This window comes from Micromonospora sp. NPDC049151 (assembly GCF_040648395.1).
Taxonomy (GTDB): domain Bacteria; phylum Actinomycetota; class Actinomycetes; order Mycobacteriales; family Micromonosporaceae; genus Micromonospora.
Map to the genome: position 1 here is coordinate 490109 of NZ_JBEZDP010000001.1, position 22849 is coordinate 512957.

Below are 22849 nucleotides of genomic sequence, written 5' to 3' on the forward strand. Positions count from 1 at the left end.
GTGCCCGGCCGGCGGCGAGCGGGCGGCGGCCCGGCTCAGCCCCGGGCCGCCGGCTGCGGTCGCGCACCACGAGGCGGCGTCGCGGTGGCGGCGGCCACGGCGTCCACGTCGAACGCGGCGGTGTCGTGCCGCCGCTGGGGTGTGGAACCCGGAGATCTTCCGGACGTACCCGGCTCCGCCTCGTTCGAGCAGACCGGCACCACCCGGATACGCTGTCCGGGTCATGACTACCGCAGCCGCGGGCAGCCCGCGCACCTACCAGGTGCGTACGTACGGCTGCCAGATGAACGTGCACGACTCCGAGCGCATCTCCGGCCTCCTCGAAGACGCCGGGTACGTGCGCGCCGCCGAGGCCGACGATCAGCCCGACGTGGTGGTGTTCAACACCTGCGCGGTCCGGGAGAACGCCGACAACCGGCTCTACGGCAACCTGGGCCATCTGCGCCCCGTGAAGGCGAAGCACCCCGGGATGCAGATCGCGGTCGGCGGCTGCCTGGCACAGAAGGACCGCGGCGACATCGTCCGCAAGGCCCCCTGGGTGGACGTCGTCTTCGGCACGCACAACATCGGCTCGCTGCCGGCGCTGCTGGACCGGGCGCGGCACAACGCCGCCGCCGAGGTGGAGATCCTGGAGGCGCTGGAGGTCTTCCCCTCCACGCTGCCGACCCGGCGCGAGTCGACGTACGCCGGATGGGTCTCCATCTCCGTCGGCTGCAACAACACGTGCACGTTCTGCATCGTGCCGTCCCTGCGCGGCAAGGAGAAGGACCGCCGCCCCGGCGACATCCTCTCCGAGGTCCGCGCGCTGGTCGACTCCGGCGTGCTGGAGGTGACGCTGCTCGGGCAGAACGTCAACTCCTACGGCGTCGAGTTCGGCGACCGGTACGCGTTCGGCAAGCTGCTGCGCGCCTGCGGCGACATCGACGGTCTGGAGCGGGTGCGGTTCACCAGCCCGCACCCGAAGGACTTCACCGACGACGTGATCGCCGCGATGGCCGAGACGCCCAACGTCTGCCACTCGCTGCACATGCCGTTGCAGTCCGGCTCGGACGACGTGCTGCGGGCGATGCGCCGCTCGTACCGCTCGGAGCGTTACCTGGGGATCATCGAGAAGGTGCGGGCGGCGATGCCGGACGCGGCGATCACCACCGACATCATCGTCGGCTTCCCGGGCGAGACCGAGGCCGACTTCGTCCGCACCCTCGACGTGGTCCGGGAGGCGCGGTTCTCCTCGGCGTTCACGTTCCAGTACTCCAAGCGACCCGGCACCCCGGCCGCCACGATGGACGGGCAGCTGCCCAAGCAGGTCGTGCAGGAGCGTTACGAGCGGCTGATCGCCTGCGTCGAGGAGATCACCTGGGCGGAGAACAAGAAGCTGGTCGGGGAGACCGTCGAGGTCCTGGTGGCGGTCGGCGAGGGCCGCAAGGACGAGCGCACCGGCCGGATGTCCGGCCGGGCCCGCGACGGCCGGCTCGTGCACTTCGCCACAGGTGAGCTGGCCGGCCGGATCCGCCCCGGCGACGTCGTGCACACCACTGTCACGTACGCCGCCCCGCACCACCTCAACGCCGACGGAGCCCCGCTGGCGCACCGGCGTACCCCGGCCGGGGACGCGGCCGAGGCGGGACAGGTCCCGCGTACGCCCGGGGTGCTGCTCGGACTGCCGACGATCGGCGCGCCGGCCCCGTCACCGGCCCCCACCGGCGGCTGCGCCGCCCACTGACCGCCCCCGCGTAAGGAAGGGCCCCCTCTTAACACTCAGTGTTAAAAGGGGGCCCTTCCTCTACCACAGGCGTTAATAAGGGGCCCTTCCTTGCACGGTCAGCAAGCGGTGCCGTTGAGCCTGACCGTGGCGGGGGCGGCGGCGGTGCCGTTGGCGGTGAAGCCGACGGTGACCGACGCGCCCGGCGCCAGCGACGACGCCCAGGCCGGCGCGGCGGCGGTCACAGTGGTGCCGGACTGCGTGACAGTGGCGTTCCAGCCACTGGCGAGCGTCACCCCGGACGGCCAGGTCCAGGTGGCCGACCACGGGTTCACCGCGGCGGTGCCGGTGTTCTTCACCGTCAGTTCGCCCTGGAAGCCACCCGCCCAGGAGTTGATCTGCTTGTAGGTGGCGGTGCAGCCGCCGGTCACCGGAGGCGGCGGGGTGGTGGGCGCCGGCGAGGTGTTCGGGGTGCCGGTGGGGGACGGGCTGGTGGTGCCGCCACCGCCGGTCGGCGGGATCAGGTACGGCGTGAGGATGTCCTGCTTCGGCTGGTTGACAGTGGTCCAGTCGTCGTTGGCGATGCCGCCGGTGTCACCTGAGTTCGGGTTCCACGACCAGTACGTGAACGACATGCCGTTGACGCCGGTGCCGGTGTACGCCATCAGGTTCTGGAGCCAGATCTTGTCCTTGGGGTCCTGGAGCGTGGTGCCGAACTCGCCCATCATGATCGGCGCGATGTTCTGCTTGTAGAGGTAGCCCCAGTACTTGTCCCAGATGGCCGGCATGTTCGCCGGGTACGACGGGTCGTCGAACCACGCCTGGCGGTAGACCGAGGTGGCGTACTCGTGCGGCGAGTAGACCAGCCGGTTGGCCACGTTCAGCCGGACCGGGAACTGCCCGGCCTTGGACAGGTTGCCGCCCCACCAGCCGCAGTCCTCGTCGTTGCTGGGGTCGTTGTCCCAGACGTTCGACAGGCCGCCGCTCGGGCAGCTCACCCCCTCCACGAAGATCAGCCAGTTCGGCTGCATGCCGAGGATCGCGTTGCCGGCCCGCTCGGCGGCCAGCCGCCAGTCCCGGGCGGTGTCGCCGCAGCCCCAGCAGGCGCCGGTGGCGGCCGGGTTGGTGCCTTCGGCGTGCGGCTCGTTGTGCAGGTCCGCGCCGATCACAGTGGTGTTGCCGGCGTACCGCTGGGCCAGCGTCTTCCAGTCGTTGATCCAGGTCGCCTCGGAGACCGTCGAGGTGTACCAGAGCGGCGACTGCCCGGCCGACGTCGGCCGGTGCCGGTCCAGGATGACCCGCATCCCCTTGCTGCCCGCGTAGTCGATGACCTTGTCGAGGATCTGCAGCGGGGAGAGCCCGATCAGGTCCGGGTTGACGAAGTCGTTGATGCCGGTCGCTGTCGCGCCGGGCTTGAGCGCGTCGTTCGAGTACGGGATGCGCAGCGTGTTGTAGCCCAGCCGGGCCATGGTGTCGAGCTGGGAACGCCACGGGTTGCTCGACCACAGGCCGTGGAACGTCTTGTTGTCGGTCTCCATCCCGAACCAGTTGATGCCGGTCAGCCGGACTGTCGTGCCCGTACTGTCGACGATCTTGTTGCCGCTGGTGTGCAGGTAACCGGTGCCGGTGCCACCGGCCGCCGCGGCGGCCGGTGCGGTGGAGACGGCGGCGGCGACGAGAACGCCTGCTGCCGCGGTGGCGAGCGCCGTCAGGGCGCCGCCGAGGGCGGTGCGTCGGTGCATGGAAGCTCCACTTCGGATGCCCGCGCCGCGCAGGCGCCGCGGGCGGCAGGACCAGGAGGATCGGCCCGCTCCTCATCGAGTACGCGCGACAGCGCGCGCCGGGCCGGTCACGTGGACGGCCACTCGCGGAAATGCGCACCGGCGATCGTCGACGGCGTCTGTCAGCCGTCGATGCCCTCGTGCCGGTGCCGGAACCTGGCTCCGCCGCTCATTCTGATCAGCGCGCCTCGATGCGTCAACCCGGCGGCGGAAAGCCGGAGAGCCCCCGGCCGACCAGGCCGGGGGCTCCCCTGAGATGTGTGTCCGCCGGCCCGCGGGCCGGGGCGCTCGTGTCAGCCGGCCTGCTCGGCGAGCTGGAGGAACTGACGCTTCGAGGCGAGCGCCTGCTCGGCCTCCTTGATCCGCCGGGCGTCACCGGCGGCCTGGGCCCGGGCCAGCCGGTCCTCCGCCTCGGCGACCTGGGCGCGCATCTGCGCCAGCAGCGGGTTGTCCTCCTTGGAGGTGCGCCGCCACGCCGAGTCCATCACCTCGCGGACCTTGTCGTCCACGGCCCGCAGCCGGCGCTCCAGCCCGGCGGCGGCCTCGCGGGGCACCCGGCCGGCCTCGTGCCACTGCGCCTGGATCTCCCGCAGCTTCGCCTGGGCGCCCTTCGGGTCGCCGTCCACGTCCAGCGCCTCGGCCTCGGCCAGCAGGGCCTGCTTGCGCTCCAGGTTGGCGCGCTGCTCGTTGTCGCGCGCCGAGAAGACCTCGCTGCGGCGGCTGAAGAACTCGTCCTGCGCGGCGCGGAACCGTTCCCAGAGCTTCTGCTCGGCCTCCTTGGCGGCGCGCGGCGCGGCCTTCCACTGGGCCATCAGGTCCTTGAGCTGACCGGCGGTGACACCCCAGTCGGTGGACTCCTTGAGCTTCTCCGCCTCGGCGACCAGCTCCTCCTTGACCGTCTGCGCCTGCTTGCGCTGCTGGTCGAGGGAGGCGAAGTGGGCGCCCCGGCGGCGGGTGAAGGCGTCCCGCGCGGCGGCGAACCGCTTCCACAGCTCACCGTCGGTCTTCTTGTCGACGCCGCGGATGGTCTTCCACTCGTCGAGGATCTCCTTGAGCCGGTCACCGGCGGTCTTCCAGCCGGTCGACTCGGCGGCCAGCTTCTCGGCCTCCTCGACCAGGGTGGTCTTGCGCGCCAGCGCCTCACCCCGGGCGGCCTCGCGGGCGGCCTTGGCCTCGCCGGCCTTCTCCTCGGCGACGGCGGCCAGCTTGTCCAGGCGGGCGGCGAGGGCGTCGATGTCACCGACCACGTGCGCCTCGGCCAGTGACCCACGGATCCGGCGGATCGTGGTCAGGGAGTGGCCGGCGTCAGCCGCGCCCGAGTTGAGCCGGGCCTCGGTCAGATCGACCTCGGTCACCAGGTCGGCGTAGCGCCGGGCGAAGTGGGCGAGCCCTTCCTCCGGTGCCCCTGCCTGCCAGGATCCGACCACCCGCTCGCCCTCGGCGGTCTTGACGTAGACGGTGCCGTCCTCGTCGACCCGTCCGAAGGCAGTCCAGTCGCTCATGTGCCCATCCTCGTTCTCCCGGCGTCGAGGGGAAAGCCCTCGGCCGCCGCCACGGCGCAGCAAACTTTCTCCCGGCATTGTCACAGGTCCGCCCCCGTCCGTGTCGAGCGCCTGTCGCCGACCGTGACCATACGGTGTTGTACGCCCTCGATGACCGGATCGGCGCGGGGACGCACCGGGGGACCCCGATAGGTTGGGGGCGTGCCACTGGTCGCCGCCGCCGTCTGCCCCCACCCGCCGCTCATCGTGCCCGAGCTGGCCGGCGCCGCCGCGCCCGAGCTGGACGACCTGCGCGCCGCTGCCGACGCGGCGGTCGCCCGGCTGCTCGCCGCCGGCCCCGAGGCGATTCTGCTGGTCGGCGGCGGACCCGAGACCGTCCGCTTCACCACCGCCGAGCACGGTTCGCTGCGCCCGTTCGGGCTGGACCGGTACGTGCGGCTCTGGAAGGTCAACTGCGCTGGTGGGACCCGCCTTCCGCTGAGCCTGACCGTCGGCGCCTGGCTGCTGAACCGCTCCGGCACGGAACTGCCCCGGCTGGCCCGGTCGGTGGCGCACGACGCCACACCGGCGGAGTGCGCGGCGTTCGGCGCGAGCCTGGTCGACGACGACGATCCGCGGGTCGCGCTGCTCGTGCTCGGTGACGGGTCCGCCTGCCGGGGCGTCAAGGCGCCGGGGTACGACGACCCGCGCGCCGAGGCGTACGACGAGGGGGTCGCCTCGGCGCTGGCCGGCGCGGACGCCGACGCCCTGCTCGGCCTGGACCCGGGGCTGTCGGCGGAGCTGCGGGTCGCCGGGCGGGCGGCGTGGCAGGTGCTGGCCGGCGCGGTCGGGGCGGCGGGCGGCGACTGGCGCGGCGAGCTGAGCCACCACAGCGCGCCCTACGGCGTCGCCTACTTCGTGGCGAACTGGGAGCGGGCATGACAGTCGTCGCTGTGGTCGGGCCGACGGCAGCCGGGAAGTCGGCGCTGAGCATCGCGCTGGCGCACGCGCTCGACGGCGAGGTGGTGAACGCCGACTCGATGCAGCTCTACCGGGGCATGGACATCGGCACCGCGAAGCTGACACCGGCCGAGCGCGAGGGCGTGCCGCACCACCTGCTGGACATCTGGCCGGTGACCGAGCCGGCCAGCGTCGCCGAATACCAGACGCTGGCCCGCGCGGCGGTCGACGACATCCTGGCCCGGGGCCGGGTGCCGCTGCTGGTGGGCGGCTCCGGGCTGTACGTGCGGGCGGTGCTGGAGCGCTTCGAGTTCCCCGGCACCGACCCGGCGCTGCGGGAGCGGCTGGAGGCGGAACTCGCGGCTGTCGGCTCGCTGCCGCTGCACGCGCGGCTGGCCGAGGCGGACCCGGGCGCGGCGGCGAGCATCCTGCCCACCAACGGGCGGCGGATCGTCAGGGCGCTGGAGGTGATCGAGCTGACCGGCGCCCCGTTCACCGCGTCACTGCCGTCGCCCACGCCGTACTACCCGTCGGTGCAACTCGGCGTGGACCTGGACACCGCGCTGCTGGACGAGCGGATCGCGCTGCGGGTGGACCGGATGTGGGCCGACGGGCTGGTCGACGAGGTGCGGGCGCTGGTCGGCGAGGGGCTGCCCGACGGGCGGACGGCCAGCCGGGCGCTCGGCTACCAGCAGGTGCTGCGGTTCCTGGCCGGCGAGCTGACCGAGACCGAAGCGCACGAGGAGACGATCCGCGCCACCCGCCGGTTCGTCCGGCGGCAGCGCTCCTGGTTCCGGCGTGACCCGCGCGTGCACTGGCTGGACTCGGCCTCACCCGGGTTTCTCGACACTGCCCTGCGGGCGGTCGCCGAGCATCGGCGATGATGGGGGCGTGGAGTTCACAAAGGGTCACGGCACCGGCAACGACTTCGTCATCCTGCCCGACCCGGACGGCACCCTCGACCTGACACCCGGCCTGGTCGCCGCGCTCTGCGACAGGCGGCGCGGGCTGGGCGGCGACGGCGTGCTGCGCGTCCTACGGGCCGCCAAACACCCCGAGGGCGTCGCGCTCGCGGGCGAGGCCGAGTGGTTCATGGACTACTGGAACTCCGACGGCTCGTTCGCCGAGATGTGCGGCAACGGGGCCCGCGTGTTCGTCCGCTACCTGCTGGACCGTTCGCTGGCCGTCGCCCCGCCGGGCGGGACGCTGCCCATCGCCACCCGCGCCGGCCTGGTGCGGGCCCGCGTCGAGGGCGCCGACGTCGCGGTCGAGATGCGCCGCCCCCGGCTGTACGACACGGCCACCGCCACGCTCGGCGGGCTGACGGTGCCCGGCACCGCCGTGGACGTCGGCAACCCGCACCTGGTGTGCCCGCTGCCCGCCGCGCTGGAGCTGGCCGCGCTCGACCTCACCCGCGCGCCCGAGGTGGACGCCTCGACGTTCCCGTCAGGGGTGAACGTCGAGTTCACCACGCCGGGCGAGCCGGTCGCCGGCACCGACGGGCACGTGCTGATGCGGGTCTACGAACGCGGCTCGGCCGAGACGCTCTCCTGCGGCACCGGCGCGTGCGCGGTCGGCGCGGTGGCGTTGCGCGACGCCGGCCTGGACACCGGCACGGTGGCGGTGGACGTACCCGGCGGACGCCTCACTGTCACCGTAACGGCCGACTCCTGCTGGCTCTCCGGCCCCGCCGTCCTGGTGGCCACAGGCACCCTGACTCCCGCAGCCCTCCACCCGTAGCCCACCCCCGCCCTCCCGCCCCCGCCCCTCCCCGCCCCCGCCCCGGTGATCAAGGAGTTTGCGGCGGATTCCGGCACTCCGGATGACACAAACTCCTTGATCAACACGGTGACGGGTGGGGCTGGCCGCACGCCGGGTCGCCGAGCCGCTGATGCTGGAGATCTTGGACGATTCGGGCCCCTATGAGGGCCGTTTCCTTCCAAGATCTCGGGCGAATCCGCGGGGCGTGGTGGCGGGCTTGGCCGGAGGGTGTGCGCGTGCGCTGGGAGGTCGGAGCGGGTGCCGGGTGGTGTCAGGGGGTGGCGCTGGCGTTGGCGGCGATCTCGGGCAGGTCGGCGGGGCCCGGGTCGGCCGCCGGGGCGGGGGTCGCGGCCGGGTTCTGGGCGGCGGCCCGTACCGCCGCGGCCACGGCCGGGGCGACCCGGGAGTCGAAGACGCTCGGCACGATCACCGTCGGGTTGATCTTGTCTTCGCCGACGACGTCCGCGATGGCCCGCGCGGCGGCGATCGCCATCTCCTCGGTGAACTCCTCGGCGTGCGCGTCGAGCATGCCGCGGAACACGCCGGGGAAGGCGAGCACGTTGTTGATCTGGTTCGGCTGGTCCGAGCGGCCGGTGGCGACCACCGCGGCGTACTTGCGGGCCTCCCGCGGGTCCACCTCCGGGTCGGGGTTGGCGAGCGCGAAGACGATCGAGTCCTTCGCCATCGCGGCGACGTCGTCGCCGGTGAGCAGGTTCGGCGCGCTCACGCCGATGAACACGTCCGCGCCGCGTACCGCCCCGGCCAGGTCACCGGAGTAGTTCTCCTTGTTGGTGTTCTCGGCCAGCCACTGCCACGCCGGGTTGAGGTCCGGCAGGTCGCGGTGCAGGGCGCCCCTGCGGTCGTACGCGATGATGTCGCCCACGCCCTGACGCAGCAGCAGCTTCATGATCGCGGTGCCGGCGGCGCCGGCGCCGGAGACCACGACCCGGACGTCCGCGAGCTGCTTGCCCACGACGCGCAGCGCGTTCGTCAGCGCGGCCAGCACGCAGATCGCGGTGCCGTGCTGGTCGTCGTGGAAGACCGGGATGTCCAGGGCCTCGCGCAGCCGGGCCTCGATCTCGAAGCAGCGCGGCGCGGCGATGTCCTCCAGGTTGATCCCGCCGTACGCGGGCGCGATCGCCTTGACGATCGCCACGATCTCGTCGGTGTCCTGGGTGTCGAGCACCACCGGCCAGGCGTCCACCCCGCCGAAGCGCTTGAACAGGGCCGCCTTGCCCTCCATCACCGGCAGCGACGCGGCCGGTCCGAGGTTGCCGAGGCCGAGCACCGCGGTGCCGTCGCTGACCACGGCGACCGTGTTGCGCTTGATGGTGAGCCGGCGGGCGTCGGCCGGGTTCTCCGCGATCGCCATGCAGACCCGGGCCACCCCCGGGGTGTACGCGCGGGACAGCTCGTCACGGGTGCGCAGCGCGACCTTCGGGGTGACCTCGATCTTGCCGCCGAGGTGCAGCAGGAACGTCCGGTCGGAGACCTTGCGCACGTCCACCCCGTCGAGCGCGGTGAGCGCGTCGACCACCTGGTCCGCGTGGCCGGCGTCGGCGGTGTCGCAGGTGAGGTCGACGATCACGTTCGTGGGGTCGGAGTCGACCACGTCCAGCGCGGTGACGATGGCCCCGGCCTCGCCGGCGGCGGTGGTGAGCCGGCCGATGGAGGAGGCGTCGGCGGGTACCGCGATCCGGATGGTGATGGAGAATCCGGCACTCGGCAGTCGTGTGTTTGCCACGAGAAACTCCTCCGTCGGCGCTGAGCGGCTCGACTCGCATTTCTACTCGCCCGCCCTGGTGGACCGGCATCCGCCCCCGCTACCCGTCGGTAGCGTCACGGGCATAACACAGGTGCGCCCGGCGTTGACACATGTCAGGATTGCTGTCACGCGCCGAAAATTCTCGGCGTGGCACATAACGGACAGGAGACGCGGTTTGCGCGAGCAGGAGACCTTCCATCCCTACGAGGACGACGAGCTCGACGCCACCACAGGCGAGTACGAGCTGTCGGAGCGGCAGGCGCTGCGGCGGGTCCCCGGCCTCTCCACCGAACTCACCGACGTCACCGAGGTCGAGTACCGCCAGCTCCGGCTGGAGCGGGTCGTCCTGGTGGGCGTCTGGACCGAGGGCACCCAGACCGACGCCGACAACAGCCTCACCGAGCTGGCGGCGCTGGCCGAGACGGCCGGCTCGCAGGTGCTCGAAGGGCTGATCCAGCGCCGGAACCGGCCCGACCCGGCCACGTACATCGGCCGCGGCAAGGTCGACGACCTGGGCGCGGTGGTGCTGTCCACCGGCGCCGACACGATCATCTGCGACGGTGAGCTGTCGCCGTCCCAGCTGCGCAACCTGGAGCAGCGCACCAAGGTCAAGGTGGTCGACCGGACCGCCCTGATCCTGGACATCTTCGCCCAGCACGCCAAGAGCAAGGAGGGCAAGGCGCAGGTCGAGCTGGCCCAGCTCGAATACCTGCTGCCGCGCCTGCGCGGTTGGGGCGAGACGCTGTCCCGGCAGACCGGTGGTAGCGGCCGCGGCGGTGGCGCCGGCGGCGGCGTGGGCCTGCGCGGTCCCGGTGAGACCAAGCTGGAGACCGACCGGCGGCGCATCCGCCACCGCATCGCGCGGCTGCGCCGCGAGATCAAGAGCATGGCGACGGTACGCCAGACCAAGCGCGCCCGGCGCACCCGTAACGCGGTGCCCGCGGTGGCCATCGCCGGCTACACGAACGCCGGCAAGTCCAGCCTGCTCAACCGCCTGACCGGGGCGGGCGTGCTGGTGGAGAACGCGTTGTTCGCCACGCTGGACCCGACCACCCGCCGGGCCACCACGTCCGACGGGCGGCTCTACACGCTGTCCGACACGGTCGGGTTCGTCCGGCACCTGCCGCACCAGATCGTCGAGGCGTTCCGCTCGACGCTGGAGGAGGTCGCCGACGCCGACCTGGTGGTGCACGTGGTCGACGGCACCCACCCGGACCCGGAGGAGCAGGTCCGGGCGGTCCGCGAGGTGCTTACCGAGGTGGGCGCCGACCGGCTGCCGGAACTACTGGTGGTGAACAAGACCGACGCCACCGACGAGGAGACGATGCTGCGGCTCAAGCGGCTCTGGCCGGACGCGGTCTTCGTCTCCGCCCACAGCGGGCGCGGCGTCGACGAGCTGCGCGAGGTGGTCGAGCGGCGCTTGCCGCGGCCGGCCGTCGAGGTGCGCGCGGTGCTGCCGTACGACCGGGGTGACCTGGTCGCCCGGGCGCACCGGCAGGGTGAGGTGCTCAGCACCGCGCACCTGCCCGAGGGCACGCTGCTGCACGTACGGGTCAGCGAGGGGCTGGCCGCGGAGCTCGCGCCGTACCGGGCGGGTGACCGGCTGACGAGCGACGAGCGGGTGGGCGCCGGGCGGTGAGCCGTCCGGCGTCACCCGCCGGAAACCCGCTCCGTGCGACACTGAGCGTCATGCGGCACGTTGTCTCCTCGGTCACGCTCGCGCTCGGCCTGGTCGGCGCGGTCGTGGCGCCGGCCGGGCCGGCCCCGGCGGCCCCCGCCGCGGCCCCCGTGCTGGCCGCGGCACCCAAGAAGAAGTGCACTGTCGAGGACGGCCGCCTCCGCGAGTTGTCCGGGCTCGTCGCCATCAACGGCGGGTACGTCGTGGTGAACGACAGCTCGGACGACCCCGCCCGCAAGCGGGTCTTCTACCTGGACTCCAAGTGCAAGGTGGACAAGGAGGTCCGTTACTCCGGTGACGGCCCGCTCGACACCGAGGACCTGGCGCTCGGGCCGGACGGCAAGACGCTCTGGATCGCCGACACCGGCGACAACATCGACAAGAAGACCCGCCGGGAGCGGGTCGCGGTGTGGACGATGCCGCTGAGCGGCTCGAAGCAGCCGGTGCTGCACCGGCTCACCTATCCGGGCAAGGAGCCGCACGACGCGGAGGCACTGCTCGTCGGCGACGACAACCTGCCGTTGGTGATCACGAAGGAGCTCTCCGGCAAGGCGGAGATCTACACCCCGACGGCGAAGCTGAAGACGAGCGGCAACCCCGAGCCGATCCCGATGAAGAAGGTCGGCGAGGTCACGCTCCCGAAGACCAGCACCGACAACAAGCTCGGCTCGCCGGGGCGGGTGCTGGTCACCGGCGCCGCCCGCTCGCCCGACGGCGGCAAGGTGGTGCTGCGCACGTACGCCGACGCGTTCGAGTTCGACGTCACCGGCGGCGACATCGTCAAGGCGATCACCACCGGCAAGCCCCGGGTCACGCCGCTCGCCGACCCGTTCGGCGAGGCGATCTCCTACACGCCGGACGGGAAGTCGTTCGTCACCGTCTCCGACGGCGGCACGCTCGACGACTCGGACCCGATCGACATCCTCAGCTACACCCCGTCCACCACGGGCGCGGAGGCGCTTCCCAACGGCGGCAAGGCCCCGACCAAACCGGCCGCCAAGCAGTCGTGGCTCGAAGGGCTCTCGCTCGACGAGATCACGTACCTGATCGCGGCGGTCGGGGTGCTCGGCGCGCTCCTGGTCGGCGCGGGCGTCTTCGGCATCCTGCGGGCGCGGCGCAAGCCGGCGCCCCGGGCGCCCGCCGACGAGCCCGAGCGCAGCGGCGAGTTCCCGGTCAACAACGGCTTCCCGTCGGCGGAACGGCCGGAGGCGCCGCGCGGCGGGGTCTACGGCGGTGGTCAGGGCGGCGTCTACGGCGGCGCGCCCAACGGCGACCGTCCGGCGTCCGGCGGCGTCTACGGCGGTGGCCGGCCCGGCGGCGGCGTGTACGGCGGCGGCCCCCAGGACGGCGGTCGCGGCCAGGGTGGCGGCCGTCCTCCGAGCGGTACCCGTCCGCCGGGCGGCGGCGTGTACGGCGGCGGCGGAGCCCCGGCCGGCGGTGGAGGGCGCGGTGGCGGCGTCTACGGCGGAGGAGGCCAGGGCGGACCGGGTGCCGGCCAGGGCGGTCCCGGTCGTGGCGGCCCGGGTGGCGGCGGCCAGGGCAGTCCGGGCCGTGGCGGTCCGGGTGGCGCCTACGGCGGCGGTCCCGGCGGGGCCGGGCATCGCGGACAGCCCAACGGCGGCGGACCGCGCGGCGAGGGCGGCCGGGCCGAACCGCCGCGTCGCGGACCGGATCCGCGTGGCGCGCGGCGCGACGACGGCTACGACGACAGGGGCCGGTACGGCCCGGTGTCCGGCGGCCGGGAGTACCGCGGCGACCGCTACTGAGACGACACGCAGAAGGGGTGACCGGCGGACCGGTCACCCCTTCTGCGTCGCTGTCGCTCAGATGCGGCGCAGCACCGCCACCACGCGGCCCATGATGGTGGCGTCGTCGCCGGGGATCGGGTCGAAGGCCGGGTTCTGCGGCATCAGCCAGACGTGCCCGTCGCGGCGCCGGTAGGTCTTCACCGTCGCCTCGCCGTCGAGCATCGCGGCCACGATGTCGCCGACCTCGGCGTTGGGCTGCTGCCGGACGACCACCCAGTCGCCGTCGCAGATCGCCGCGTCGAGCATCGAGTCGCCCTTGACCTGGAGCATGAAGACCTCGCCCTCGCCGACCAGCTCGCGGGGGAGGGGGAAGATGTCCTCCACGGCCTGCTCAGCCAGGATCGGCCCACCGGCGGCGATGCGACCCAGCATCGGCACGTACGCCGGGGTGGGCCGCTGCGCGCGGGCGGCCTCGTCGTCGGCCTCGCCCGGGGCCCGGACGTCGACGGCGCGCGGCCGGTTCGGGTCGCGGCGCAGGTAGCCCTTCTTCTCCAGCTCCTTGAGCTGGTAGGCGACGCTGGACGGGGAGACCAGCCCGACCGCCTCGCCGATCTCGCGCACGCTCGGCGGGTAGCCGTGCCGCTCGACCCAGGTGCGGATGAACTCCAGGATCCGCCGCTGCCGGGCGGTCAGGTCGACGGTCGCCGGGTCGGGGAAGCTGCTCACCACCGGGGTGACCGGACGCACCGCCGCGGGGGCGGTGCGGCTGCGGGCGGTGCGGGGGCGACGGGTCGCCGGAGGACCCGCCCCGTCGTTCGGCTGCGGGTTCTTCTGCCGGCTGGCCCGGTCCTCGGTCACGTCCGTCCCTCCCTGGTCGGCGCTGGGGTGCCTCGTCGGCTCGTGGTGCGTGTGGTCTGACCGTATAGGTGAGATCGGCCATTTTCAAACATCTGTACGACCTGCTGTCGGCGTGTCGCGCCGAATTCCTGGATTTCCGAACTGGTGTTCTGATAGAAGGGTACGCCGCTCGAACGGATGTTCTATCGCGGCCGCCCGTGACCGGCACGGGAGGCCGTCCGTTGGGCTCCTCGGTGGCGGCGCGCCGGGCGTGATGCGGATGACGCGCCGGACACGCCGACCAACTTGACCTCGCTTGGGGTTCGGCATACGGTCGACCCCTAGATGTAGTAGTCACACGGGCGTAAGTTGCCCACAGGTTGGGTTCCACTACCGAACGCACTCCCGCACCGCGCACTCGGCGACGGTCATCCGACGATGGCTCCGCCGTGTCGACGCGTGCCCGCGAGCCGGTAGGTGTGCCCGCGATCGACGACAGGAGGTCGGGCGAATGCGGTGTCCGTACTGCCGGCACGCCGACTCCCGGGTGGTCGACTCGCGGGAGGCCGACGACGGCCAGCTCATCCGGCGGCGACGGTCGTGCCCGGAGTGCGGCAAGCGGTTCACCACCGTCGAGGAGGCGGTGCTCGCGGTGGTCAAGCGCAGCGGGGTGACCGAGCCGTTCAGCCGTACGAAGATCATCGGTGGGGTGCGCAAGGCGTGCCAGGGGCGGCCGGTCGACGACGACTCGATCGCGCTGCTGGCACAGAAGGTCGAGGAGACCGTGCGGGCCAAGGGGGCGGCCGAGATTCCCAGCCACGAGGTGGGCCTGGCCATCCTCGGCCCGCTGCGCGACCTCGACGAGGTGGCCTACATGCGGTTCGCCAGCGTCTACCGCTCCTTCGACTCGCTCGCCGACTTCGAGCGCGAGATCGAGTCGCTGCGGGCCGCCGCGCGCGCCCGGGAGGGCGCCGGTGCCGGTGCGGCGGACGCCGCCGGCGCGATCAGCTGACATTTTCGGGTTTCTGACAGGTACACGAGGCGCGGTGGGTGACCGTGCCGACGAGGGGGGCGAGGGCGTGACGACCAGCAGGTCACGGAACAAGGCCGGGGCGGGGCTGAAGATCGAGCGCGTCTGGACGACCGAGGGGGTGCATCCTTACGACGAGGTCGCCTGGGAGCGCCGCGACGTCGTCATGACGAACTGGCGGGACGGCTCGATCAACTTCGAGCAGCGCGGGGTGGAGTTCCCCGAGTCCTGGTCGGTGAACGCGGCGAACATCGTGACCACCAAGTACTTCCGGGGCGCGGTGGGGACCCCGGAGCGGGAGTGGTCGCTCAAGCAACTGATCAACCGGGTGGTCGAGACCTACCGCACCGCCGGTGAGGAGTACGGCTACTTCGCCACCCCGGCCGACGCCGAGGTGTTCGCGCACGAGCTGACCTGGATGCTGCTGCACCAGGTGTTCAGCTTCAACTCGCCGGTGTGGTTCAACGTCGGTACGCCGTCGCCGCAGCAGGTCAGTGCCTGCTTCATCCTCTCCGTCGACGACTCGATGGACTCAATCCTCGACTGGTACAAGGAGGAGGGCCGGATCTTCCAGGGCGGCTCGGGCGCCGGGGTCAACCTGTCCCGCATCCGTTCCTCGAAGGAACTGCTCTCCTCCGGCGGCACCGCCTCCGGCCCGGTCAGCTTCATGCGCGGCGCGGACGCCTCCGCCGGCACCATCAAGTCCGGTGGCGCCACCCGGCGTGCGGCCAAGATGGTCATCCTCGACGTGGACCACCCGGACATCGAGGAGTTCGTGGCGACCAAGGCGCGCGAGGAGGACAAGATCCGCGCGCTGCGGGACGCCGGGTTCGACATGGACCTGGGCGGCGCCGACATCGTCAGCGTGCAGTACCAGAACGCCAACAACTCGGTCCGCGTCTCCGACGAGTTCATGTCCGCTGTGGAGAACGGCGGCGGCTTCGACCTGCGCGGCCGGCTCGACGGGCAGACCATCGAGACGATCGACGCCAAGAAGCTGTTCCACACCATCTCCCAGGCCGCGTGGGAGTGCGCCGACCCGGGCCTGCAGTACGACGACACCATCAACGACTGGCACACCTGCCCGGAGACCGGGCGGATCACCGCGTCGAACCCGTGCTCGGAGTACCTGCACCTGGACAACTCCTCGTGCAACCTGGCCTCGCTGAACCTGATGAAGTTCCTCCGCGCCGACGGCGGCTTCGAGGTGGAGAAGTTCGTCAAGTCGGTCGAGTTCGTCATCACCGCGATGGACATCTCGATCTGCTTCGCCGACTTCCCGACCGAGAAGATCGGTGAGACCACCCGCGCCTACCGGCAGCTCGGCATCGGGTACGCCAACCTGGGCGCGCTGCTGATGGCCTCCGGCCTGCCGTACGACTCGGAGCAGGGCCGGGAGGTGTCCGCCGCGATCACCTCGCTGATGACCGGCACCGCCTACCGCCGGTCCGCCGAGCTGGCCGGCATCGTCGGCCCGTACGACGGCTACGCCCGCAACGCCGAGCCGCACAAGCGGGTCATGCGCAAGCACGCCGCCGCCAACGACGCGATCAAGCCGACCGGCACCGTGGCGACCGCCGTGCAGCGCGAGGCGACCAAGCAGTGGACGCTGGGCAACAAGCTGGGTGACAAGCACGGCTGGCGCAACTCGCAGGCCAGCGTGCTCGCCCCGACCGGCACCATCGGCCTGATGATGGACTGCGACACCACCGGTGTCGAGCCGGACCTGGCCCTGGTGAAGTTCAAGAAGCTGGTCGGCGGCGGCTCGATGCAGATCGTGAACCAGACGGTGCCGCGCGCCCTGCGCAGCCTCGGCTACCCCGAGGAGCAGGTCGAGGCGATCGTCGAGCACATCGCCGACCACGGTCACGTGGTGGACGCCCCGGGCCTCAAGCCGGAGCACTACCCGGTCTTCGACTGCGCGATGGGCGAGCGCTCGATCGCGCCGATGGGTCACGTGCGGATGATGGCGGCGGTCCAGCCGTTCATCTCCGGCGCCATCTCCAAGACGGTGAACATGCCGGAGCAGGCCACCGTCGAGGACGTCGAGAAGATCTACTTCGAGGGCTGGAAGCTCGGCCTGAAGGCGCTGGCGATCTACCGGGACAACTGCAAGGTCGGCCAGCCGCTGTCGGCTGCCAAGCCGAGCAAGGGCGCCGTCGAGGCCCAGGCCCCGGCCGCCGCGCCGGAGAAGGTCGTGGAGAAGGTCGTCGAGTACCGCCCGGTGCGCAAGCGGCTGCCGAAGAAGCGCCCGTCGGAGACCATCTCGTTCTCGGTCGGCGGCGCGGAGGGCTACCTCACCGCCTCGTCCTACCCGGACGACGGCCTCGGCGAGGTCTTCCTCAAGATGTCGAAGCAGGGCTCGACCCTGGCCGGCGTGATGGACGCCTTCTCGGTGGCCATCTCCATCGGTCTCCAGTACGGCGTCCCGCTGGAGACGTACGTCAGCAAGTTCACCAACATGCGCTTCGAGCCGGCCGGCATGACCGACGACCCGGACGTGCGCATGGCCGCCTCGGTGATGGACTACATCTTCCGTCGCCTGGCGCTGGACTTCCTGCCGTACGACCGCCGCGCCGAGCTGGGCATCTTCACCGCCAAGGAGCGGGCCGCCCAGCTCGCGGCCGAGGCGGAGGCGGAGGCGAGCGGTGCGGACCTCACCGCGATGGCCGCCTCCGCCCCGGTCGAGGCGCCCGAGCCGAAGACCGGCCCGATCGCCCAGCCGGCGCAGGAGATGGCCGACGCCGCGGCCGTGAAGCCCGCGCCGTCTGTGGGTTCCAGCACCGAACTGCTGGAGGCCGTGATCGGCAAGGCCGCCGACGCGCCGCTCTGCTTCACCTGCGGCACCAAGATGCGGCCCGCCGGTAGCTGCTACGTCTGCGAGGGCTGCGGCTCCACCAGCGGCTGCAGCTGACGAAAGCAACGAGCCCCGGGCGTTGGCGCGCCCGGGGCTCGTGAGCCGGGACGGAGCCCCGACCTGTTTCCTTGCAGAGACAGATCTTCGCTCCTCCCGGCTCGGTCAAGCAAGTTAATCGAGTAGGAGTGGAGAAAATCATGGCTGATAAGCCCAAACCTGTTCATGTCGTCCCTCGCGACGGCGCGTGGGCTGTGGTCCGGGAGGGAAATCAGCGGGCATCGTCGCTGCACCCGACTCAGGCGGAAGCCGAGAGGGCTGGGCGGCCAGTAGCCCGGGCGGACCAGACGGAGTTCTACCTTCACGGCAGAAACGGTCAAATCCGTGAGCGAGACAGCTATGGGAACGATCCGAATCCGCCCCGTGACTCACGCTGACTAGAGGGCCGGGGCGTACGCGAAGGCGTGCGCCCCGCTTGCCATCATTCGTCCTCGCGGCTGGCTTAAGGGCCAGCGATGAAGTGTATGTACCGGCAGGTCCGGGTTAGCGCAGAGTGCGGAGGAACGCCTGCCATGCCTGACACCCGAAGCGTAGAACGGGACCGGCCGCATCCTTGCTGTCGCGGATCAGGATGTTCTCGCTGACGGCGGCAACCTCTACGCACGCGCCGCCGTTGTTGTCGCTGCGACTCGACTTGCGCCACTTGAGGCCGAGGCGATCCGGGCTTGTCACGGCCACCTCCAGTTCCGTCAGCGTGCCAGCTCATCCGCCAGTTGCCGGATGAGCTTGCGCGACTCTACCGGCCCGAGCGCGGCGGCACGGAGCCGGTCCCACAGCCGAGTGTAGGCCCGCACCGCGTCCGGTCGGTCGAGGTAATCCGCGTCCGTGAACGTCTCTACGTAGATCACATCCGAGCCGGCGTCGTCGCCGAAGCGCAGGATGATGAAGTTGAAGGACGCCGTTTCGTAGGTCTGCGCGTCGAAGGGGAAGACCTGGAGCGAGACGTTCGGCTGGTTGCTCACCTCCACGAGGTGGCGGAGTTGGTCGCTCATGGTGTCGACGTCACCGATGTTCCGCCGGAGCGCGGACTCGCTCAGGATGAAGCTCAGCTCTGGGCCGCTTTCCTGGCGCAAGATCGCCTGCCGTTCAAGCCTGATGGCGACCGTCAGGTCCAGATCCTCGTCGTTGGGGCGCGGGTGGGCGGTGGCGTTCATCGCGCGGATGTAGGGCTCGGTCTGGAGGATGCCGGGAACGACCTCCGGTTGGTACCAGCGAATCTCCGACGCGTCGCCCTCTAGGTCGAGGTACTGGCGGAACCAATCGGGTACGGCGTTGCGGTATGTGCTCCACCGCCCTCGCTGGCGCCCGGCACGAGCGAGTTCCCGTAACGGCTCGGCTTCCTCGCCCGTAACGCCGTACAGGTCGAGCAGGAGATGCAGGTCGGTCAGCTTGATGCCCGACTGGCCCAGCTCGATGCGGCTGATCTTGCTCGCTGCGGCATCGATGACTGCTGCCGCCTCGTCCTGCGTCCTGCCGGCGTGCTCCCGAGCCCGCTTGAGCGCGAGTCCGAGCCGCCTGCGCTGGATTGTCGGGTTGACCATCGGCTGATTATCGCCCTCCGCATCGAGATGACGCGACACGCTCGGCAGGGTTCCAAAACAGGAGTCCAACTTTTAGTCTAGTTGGGCTTCCAAAATGGAAGTCTAAATTTGGGAGGGCGGCATGCGTACTCGTGTGTCGTACGAGGAGTACGTGGTGGCGGTCGCGCTGACCCTCGCTCGGCGGCACCGGCCGGTGTGGTCCTGGCGGCGGTGGCGGCGGATCTGCCGCTGCGGTGCGGAACTGCCGTGCCGCGCACGCCATCGCATCCCGATCCGTCGCGGCCACTGGCCGGGAGAGGAGCAGACGTGACGGAGTCGCAGGTCCGGCAGATCCTGTCGGTGCACGTACCCGGCCTCGACGGCTTCTGCACGGGGTGTCGGGCATGGTGGGCGCGCCTGTCTCCGTACCCCTGTCAGCAGGTCGAATGGGCGGCCCGCCGGCAGGCGCGGACCGCCACCCGGCGCTTCCTGGACGGCCTCCGGTGACCACCCACGGGCCGGTTCTTCCGGTGTGGAGCTGCGGTGGGTGTGGCGCTCCGTGGCCCTGCCCGACGCGGCGTCGTGAGCTGCGGGCCGAGTTCGCCGGAGCGCCGGTGTCGTTGGGCTTGTACATGGGGTCTTATCTGGTGTGGGCGGCGGAGGATCTGACCTGGATGCCGGCCGGGGTGTTGCATCAGCGCTTCCTCGGGTGGGTGCGATGAGTGTCATTCGGCCGGGCGACGAACGGTTTCACTACTGCGACGGCTCGCACCGGTGGGTGCCGCTCGATCCTGACTTCGACCAGGAGATCTGGGAGGCCATGGTGCGCGAGCACCAACAGCGGCACCTGGAGGAGATCTCCCGGGGACTTCGTCCCCGTCGGCCGAAACGGCCGTAGGTGCCCACTGTCACATCCCATCGTGTACGCGAGCTGGAATGCTCGGGGGATGAGCACGACCGACATCTATCGGGTCTTCGCCGAGCGGGAGACGCGCGGCGTGTCCCCGGCGTACGAGCGGTTGTCGCGGGCGGTGGCCGGTGACCCGGAGCTGCTCGCCCTGCTCGACACGCTGCCGCCGGCCAAGCGTCAGCCGAACCTGCTGTTCGGGGTGGTGCGGTTGCGCGGCGGGCCGGTGGACGACCCGGCGGCGTTCCGCGCGTACGTGATCGCGCACTGGCCGGATGTCGCGGCGCAGATGCGGGTGCGGGCGACGCAGACGAACGAGGCCGGGCGCTGCGCGGTGCTGCTGCCGGTGCTCGCCGCGTTGCCGCAGCCGCTGGCGTTGCTGGAGGTCGGCGCGTCCGCGGGGCTGTGCCTCTACCCGGACCGGTACGCCTACCGGTACGGCGACCGGCATCTCGGCGGGGGTGAGCCGGTGCTCGACTGTGACCTGACCGGCGTCGAGCCGCCGCGGCGGCGCCCGGAGGTGGTGTGGCGGGCCGGGCTGGACGTGAACCCGCTCGACGTCACCGCCCCGGCCGACGTGGCCTGGCTGGACGCGCTGATCTGGCCGGAACACCGGCACCGCCGGGAGCGGCTGCGCGCCGCGGCGGCGATCGCGGCGGCCGACCCGCCCCTGCTGGTACGCGGTGACCTGGTCGACGACCTGCCGGCGCTGGCGGCGCAGGCCCCGGCCGGGGCGACGCTCGTGGTGTTCCACAGTTCGGTGCTCTACCAGGTGCCGCCGCCACGGCGGGACGCGTTCACCGCGCTGGTCCGGAGCCTGCCGGGCCACTGGATCGCCAACGAGGATCCGTCGGTGCTGCCCCACGCGGCATTGCCCGAGCCACCCGCCGACGGCTTCCACAACGTCCTGGCCCTCGACGGCCACCCCGTGGCCTGGACGACAGGCCACGGCCAGTCCCTCACCTGGTTCCGCTGACCCCACCCACCCCCGCCCGCCCTTATCCTCGGCGATCATGAAGTTGACGGCGCGACACACCGACGCGACAGCCGCCAACTTCATGATCGACGGGGACAGGGCGGGCGGTGACTAGGGTCGGCGGGTGTGAGCGAACCTCGGTGGCTGGTCGAGACGCGGGCGGCCTACGACACCGTCGCCGAGGACTACGCGCGGCTGCTGCCCGACGTGGTGGAGCCGCCGCTGGACCGGGCGCTGCTGGCCGTATTCGCCGAAACGGTCGGGCCGGGCCGGCCCGTGCTGGAGGTGGGCTGCGGCACCGGTCGCGTCACCGCCCACCTGCACCGGCTCGGCCTCGACATCGGCGGCGTCGACCTCTCGCCCGGCATGCTGGCGGTGGCCCGCCGCGCGTACCCGGATCTGCGCTTCGAGCTCGACTCACTCACCGAGCTGACCGCGCCCGACGGGTCGCTGGCCGGGCTGGTCTCCTGGTACTCGGTCATCCACCTGCCACCGGAGCTGCTGCCCGAGGTGTTCGCCGGTTTCCACCGGGTGCTCGCTCCGGGCGGTCACCTGCTGCTCGCGGTGAAGGCCGGCGACCGGCTCGACCGGCGGGAGCAGACGTACGGGCACCGCGTCCCCCTCGACGTGCACTGGCTGTCGCCGCAGCGGCTGACCGTTCAGCTCACCGCCGCCGGTTTCACAGTCGCCGCCACGATGGTCCGCGAACCGGTTGGCGCCGAGCGCCAGCCCCAGGCGTTCCTGCTGGCCCGGCGCCCGGCGGTCTGACCACTCGTGAGCGCCGGCACACCGGCGTTTCCGCGCCACGGGCGCCGGGGTGTTAAGAGGGGGCCCTTCCCATGCAGTAGACGTTAAGAAGGGGCCCTTCCTTACACTTCAGCGGTGCGTGACGAGCTGGCGGACCGGCCCCTGACCGAACCCCACCCGTCGCGGCTGGCGCCGGACCACCCGGGTCGGGAGCGCGTCCTCGCCGTGCACGCGGCCGCCCTGGCCGCCGGGGAGGCCGGTTACCTGGACCCGGAGACCGGGCTGTTCGTGCTCAGCGCCGGGTTCCTGGCCCGGCGTGGCACGTGCTGCGGGCGAGGGTGCCGGCACTGTCCGTACGTGGCCGATTAGGGGCTTCCGTCCCCGCCTGGGCACGCCGTACGGTGTCCGACGGAACTCCGGCGGGTCGGACCCGCCGCCGACCGCGGAGGTCTCCCGTGCGTGCCCGAATCTGGCTGGCCGTTCCGGCCGTTCTGCTCGCCGCCGGCTGCTCCGAGGAGGCGCCGACAGTGGCCGGGCCGCCGGGTCCGCCCCCGCCGGTCGCCGTCGTGGCGGCGTCCTCGGGCGGGGCGTGCCGGCTGCTCGACTTCGCGGTGATCGCCGAGCACACCGGCGGCACGTTCGACGTGGCGGCGGCCACCGAGCGGGGCGACACGTACACCTGCGTGGTCCGCGCGGCCGGGGCGGTGCTGCCGGAGCTGACGTTGTCGGTGACCGACACGTCGATCGACGCGGCCACGTTCGCCCTCGACGTGCAGCCGAGCGGCGCGGCGAAGATCAGCAAGCTGGGCAAGGCCGCCTACCGGCGCACGCTGCCCAAGGCCGCGAAGTCCGGCCCGGTCGCCGAAGTCGGCTGGCTGGCCACCGAGGGCCGGCTCGCCACCCTGCGCTGGACCGCCCCGACCGGCACCGCGAAGGCCGAGGCGGACAAGACGGCGGGCAAGCTGGTCACGCTGGCCAAGGTGATCGACACCAGGCAGCTCTGACCGAGGGTCGTCAAGGCAGCTCTGACCGAGGCCGGGGC

General features: G+C 71.8%; 22 protein-coding genes. 16 read left to right on the top strand and 6 right to left on the bottom strand.

All coding sequences use genetic code 11. The features are described 5' to 3' along the window. The first annotated feature begins 223 nt into the window (after nucleotides 1–223). Nucleotides 224–1723 carry a tRNA (N6-isopentenyl adenosine(37)-C2)-methylthiotransferase MiaB gene (miaB, locus tag AB0B20_RS02390; protein ID WP_357382583.1) on the top strand — a complete coding sequence of 500 codons (1500 nt, stop codon included), beginning with the start codon at nucleotides 224–226 and terminating at the stop codon, nucleotides 1721–1723. 98 nt (nucleotides 1724–1821) lie between these two features. Here the strand turns inward: miaB and AB0B20_RS02395 are convergent, their stop codons facing one another. Continuing rightward, nucleotides 1822–3444, bottom strand: coding sequence for a cellulase family glycosylhydrolase (locus AB0B20_RS02395; protein ID WP_357382585.1), 1623 nt, complete (start codon nucleotides 3442–3444; stop codon nucleotides 1822–1824). 332 nt (nucleotides 3445–3776) lie between these two features. Further along, on the bottom strand, nucleotides 3777–4985 hold the full coding sequence (locus tag AB0B20_RS02400) for a DUF349 domain-containing protein (protein ID WP_357382587.1): 1209 nt from the start codon (nucleotides 4983–4985) through the stop codon (nucleotides 3777–3779). A 201-nt stretch (nucleotides 4986–5186) separates the two neighbouring features. Here AB0B20_RS02400 and AB0B20_RS02405 point away from each other — a divergent pair, with 201 nt between their 5' ends. From AB0B20_RS02405 to dapF, 3 genes are read left to right on the top strand one after another with little or no spacing between them, the layout of a single operon-like run. Next, entirely contained in the window at nucleotides 5187–5906 is a 720-nt protein-coding gene (locus tag AB0B20_RS02405; RefSeq protein ID WP_357382589.1) for a hypothetical protein, read from the top strand. Continuing rightward, complete coding sequence (miaA, locus tag AB0B20_RS02410; RefSeq protein ID WP_357382591.1) at nucleotides 5903–6808, top strand: tRNA (adenosine(37)-N6)-dimethylallyltransferase MiaA; 906 nt, start codon at nucleotides 5903–5905, stop codon at nucleotides 6806–6808. The genes AB0B20_RS02405 and miaA overlap by 4 nt, the downstream gene beginning before the upstream one ends. Nucleotides 6809–6815: 7 nt before the next feature. Beyond that, a complete protein-coding gene (gene dapF, locus AB0B20_RS02415) occupies nucleotides 6816–7664 on the top strand; it encodes a diaminopimelate epimerase (protein ID WP_357382593.1) in 849 nt (282 codons plus the stop codon). A 292-nt stretch (nucleotides 7665–7956) separates the two neighbouring features. On the opposite strand, the gene AB0B20_RS02420 is transcribed toward dapF, so the two are convergent. Then, on the bottom strand, nucleotides 7957–9429 hold the full coding sequence (locus tag AB0B20_RS02420; protein WP_357382595.1) for an NAD-dependent malic enzyme: 1473 nt from the start codon (nucleotides 9427–9429) through the stop codon (nucleotides 7957–7959). Nucleotides 9430–9625: 196 nt separating this feature from the next. Here AB0B20_RS02420 and hflX point away from each other — a divergent pair, with 196 nt between their 5' ends. Together hflX and AB0B20_RS02430 are read left to right on the top strand one after the other, a co-directional pair. Further along, a complete protein-coding gene (gene hflX / locus AB0B20_RS02425; protein ID WP_357382597.1) occupies nucleotides 9626–11089 on the top strand; it encodes a GTPase HflX in 1464 nt (487 codons plus the stop codon). A 50-nt stretch (nucleotides 11090–11139) separates the two neighbouring features. Beyond that, a complete protein-coding gene (locus tag AB0B20_RS02430) occupies nucleotides 11140–12894 on the top strand; it encodes a hypothetical protein (protein ID WP_357467414.1) in 1755 nt (584 codons plus the stop codon). Between the two features lie 57 nt (nucleotides 12895–12951). Here the strand turns inward: AB0B20_RS02430 and lexA are convergent, their stop codons facing one another. Continuing rightward, nucleotides 12952–13734, bottom strand: coding sequence for a transcriptional repressor LexA (gene lexA / locus AB0B20_RS02435; RefSeq protein WP_357382601.1), 783 nt, complete (start codon nucleotides 13732–13734; stop codon nucleotides 12952–12954). Between the two features lie 490 nt (nucleotides 13735–14224). Here lexA and nrdR point away from each other — a divergent pair, with 490 nt between their 5' ends. From nrdR to AB0B20_RS02450, 3 genes are all read left to right on the top strand, one after another. Beyond that, complete coding sequence (gene nrdR / locus AB0B20_RS02440; protein ID WP_269701244.1) at nucleotides 14225–14725, top strand: transcriptional regulator NrdR; 501 nt, start codon at nucleotides 14225–14227, stop codon at nucleotides 14723–14725. A gap of 34 nt (nucleotides 14726–14759) precedes the next feature. Further along, nucleotides 14760–17657, top strand: a complete 2898-nt coding sequence (locus AB0B20_RS02445) for a vitamin B12-dependent ribonucleotide reductase (RefSeq protein WP_269701242.1) — start codon at nucleotides 14760–14762, stop codon at nucleotides 17655–17657. Nucleotides 17658–17797: 140 nt separating this feature from the next. Further along, nucleotides 17798–18034, top strand: a complete 237-nt coding sequence (locus AB0B20_RS02450; RefSeq protein WP_357382604.1) for a DUF2188 domain-containing protein — start codon at nucleotides 17798–17800, stop codon at nucleotides 18032–18034. Between the two features lie 106 nt (nucleotides 18035–18140). On the opposite strand, the gene AB0B20_RS02455 is transcribed toward AB0B20_RS02450, so the two are convergent. After that, nucleotides 18141–18329, bottom strand: coding sequence for a DUF397 domain-containing protein (locus AB0B20_RS02455; RefSeq protein ID WP_357382606.1), 189 nt, complete (start codon nucleotides 18327–18329; stop codon nucleotides 18141–18143). A gap of 17 nt (nucleotides 18330–18346) precedes the next feature. After that, nucleotides 18347–19237 carry a DUF5753 domain-containing protein gene (locus tag AB0B20_RS02460; protein ID WP_357382608.1) on the bottom strand — a complete coding sequence of 297 codons (891 nt, stop codon included), beginning with the start codon at nucleotides 19235–19237 and terminating at the stop codon, nucleotides 18347–18349. Between the two features lie 82 nt (nucleotides 19238–19319). On the opposite strand from AB0B20_RS02460, the gene AB0B20_RS02465 reads away from it, so the two are divergent. From AB0B20_RS02465 to AB0B20_RS02495, 7 genes are all read left to right on the top strand, one after another. Then, nucleotides 19320–19508: a hypothetical protein gene (locus AB0B20_RS02465; protein ID WP_357382610.1), complete on the top strand. Its 189-nt coding sequence runs from the start codon at nucleotides 19320–19322 to the stop codon at nucleotides 19506–19508. After that, nucleotides 19505–19684 carry a hypothetical protein gene (locus tag AB0B20_RS02470; RefSeq protein ID WP_013284757.1) on the top strand — a complete coding sequence of 60 codons (180 nt, stop codon included), beginning with the start codon at nucleotides 19505–19507 and terminating at the stop codon, nucleotides 19682–19684. The genes AB0B20_RS02465 and AB0B20_RS02470 overlap by 4 nt, the downstream gene beginning before the upstream one ends. A 211-nt stretch (nucleotides 19685–19895) precedes the next feature. After that, entirely contained in the window at nucleotides 19896–20075 is a 180-nt protein-coding gene (locus tag AB0B20_RS02475; RefSeq protein WP_357382612.1) for a hypothetical protein, read from the top strand. A 49-nt stretch (nucleotides 20076–20124) separates the two neighbouring features. Beyond that, the gene (locus tag AB0B20_RS02480) at nucleotides 20125–21060 is read left to right on the top strand and encodes a DUF2332 domain-containing protein (protein WP_357382614.1); all 936 of its coding nucleotides are present in this window, start codon (nucleotides 20125–20127) and stop codon (nucleotides 21058–21060) included. Between the two features lie 126 nt (nucleotides 21061–21186). Next, complete coding sequence (locus AB0B20_RS02485; protein WP_357467418.1) at nucleotides 21187–21828, top strand: class I SAM-dependent methyltransferase; 642 nt, start codon at nucleotides 21187–21189, stop codon at nucleotides 21826–21828. A gap of 114 nt (nucleotides 21829–21942) precedes the next feature. Next, nucleotides 21943–22176, top strand: a complete 234-nt coding sequence (locus AB0B20_RS02490) for a DUF5522 domain-containing protein (protein ID WP_357467422.1) — start codon at nucleotides 21943–21945, stop codon at nucleotides 22174–22176. Nucleotides 22177–22262: 86 nt separating this feature from the next. Then, nucleotides 22263–22811 (top strand): hypothetical protein, encoded by a 549-nt coding sequence (locus AB0B20_RS02495; protein ID WP_357467425.1) that lies wholly within the window; start codon nucleotides 22263–22265, stop codon nucleotides 22809–22811. The last annotated feature ends 38 nt before the right edge of the window (nucleotides 22812–22849 follow it).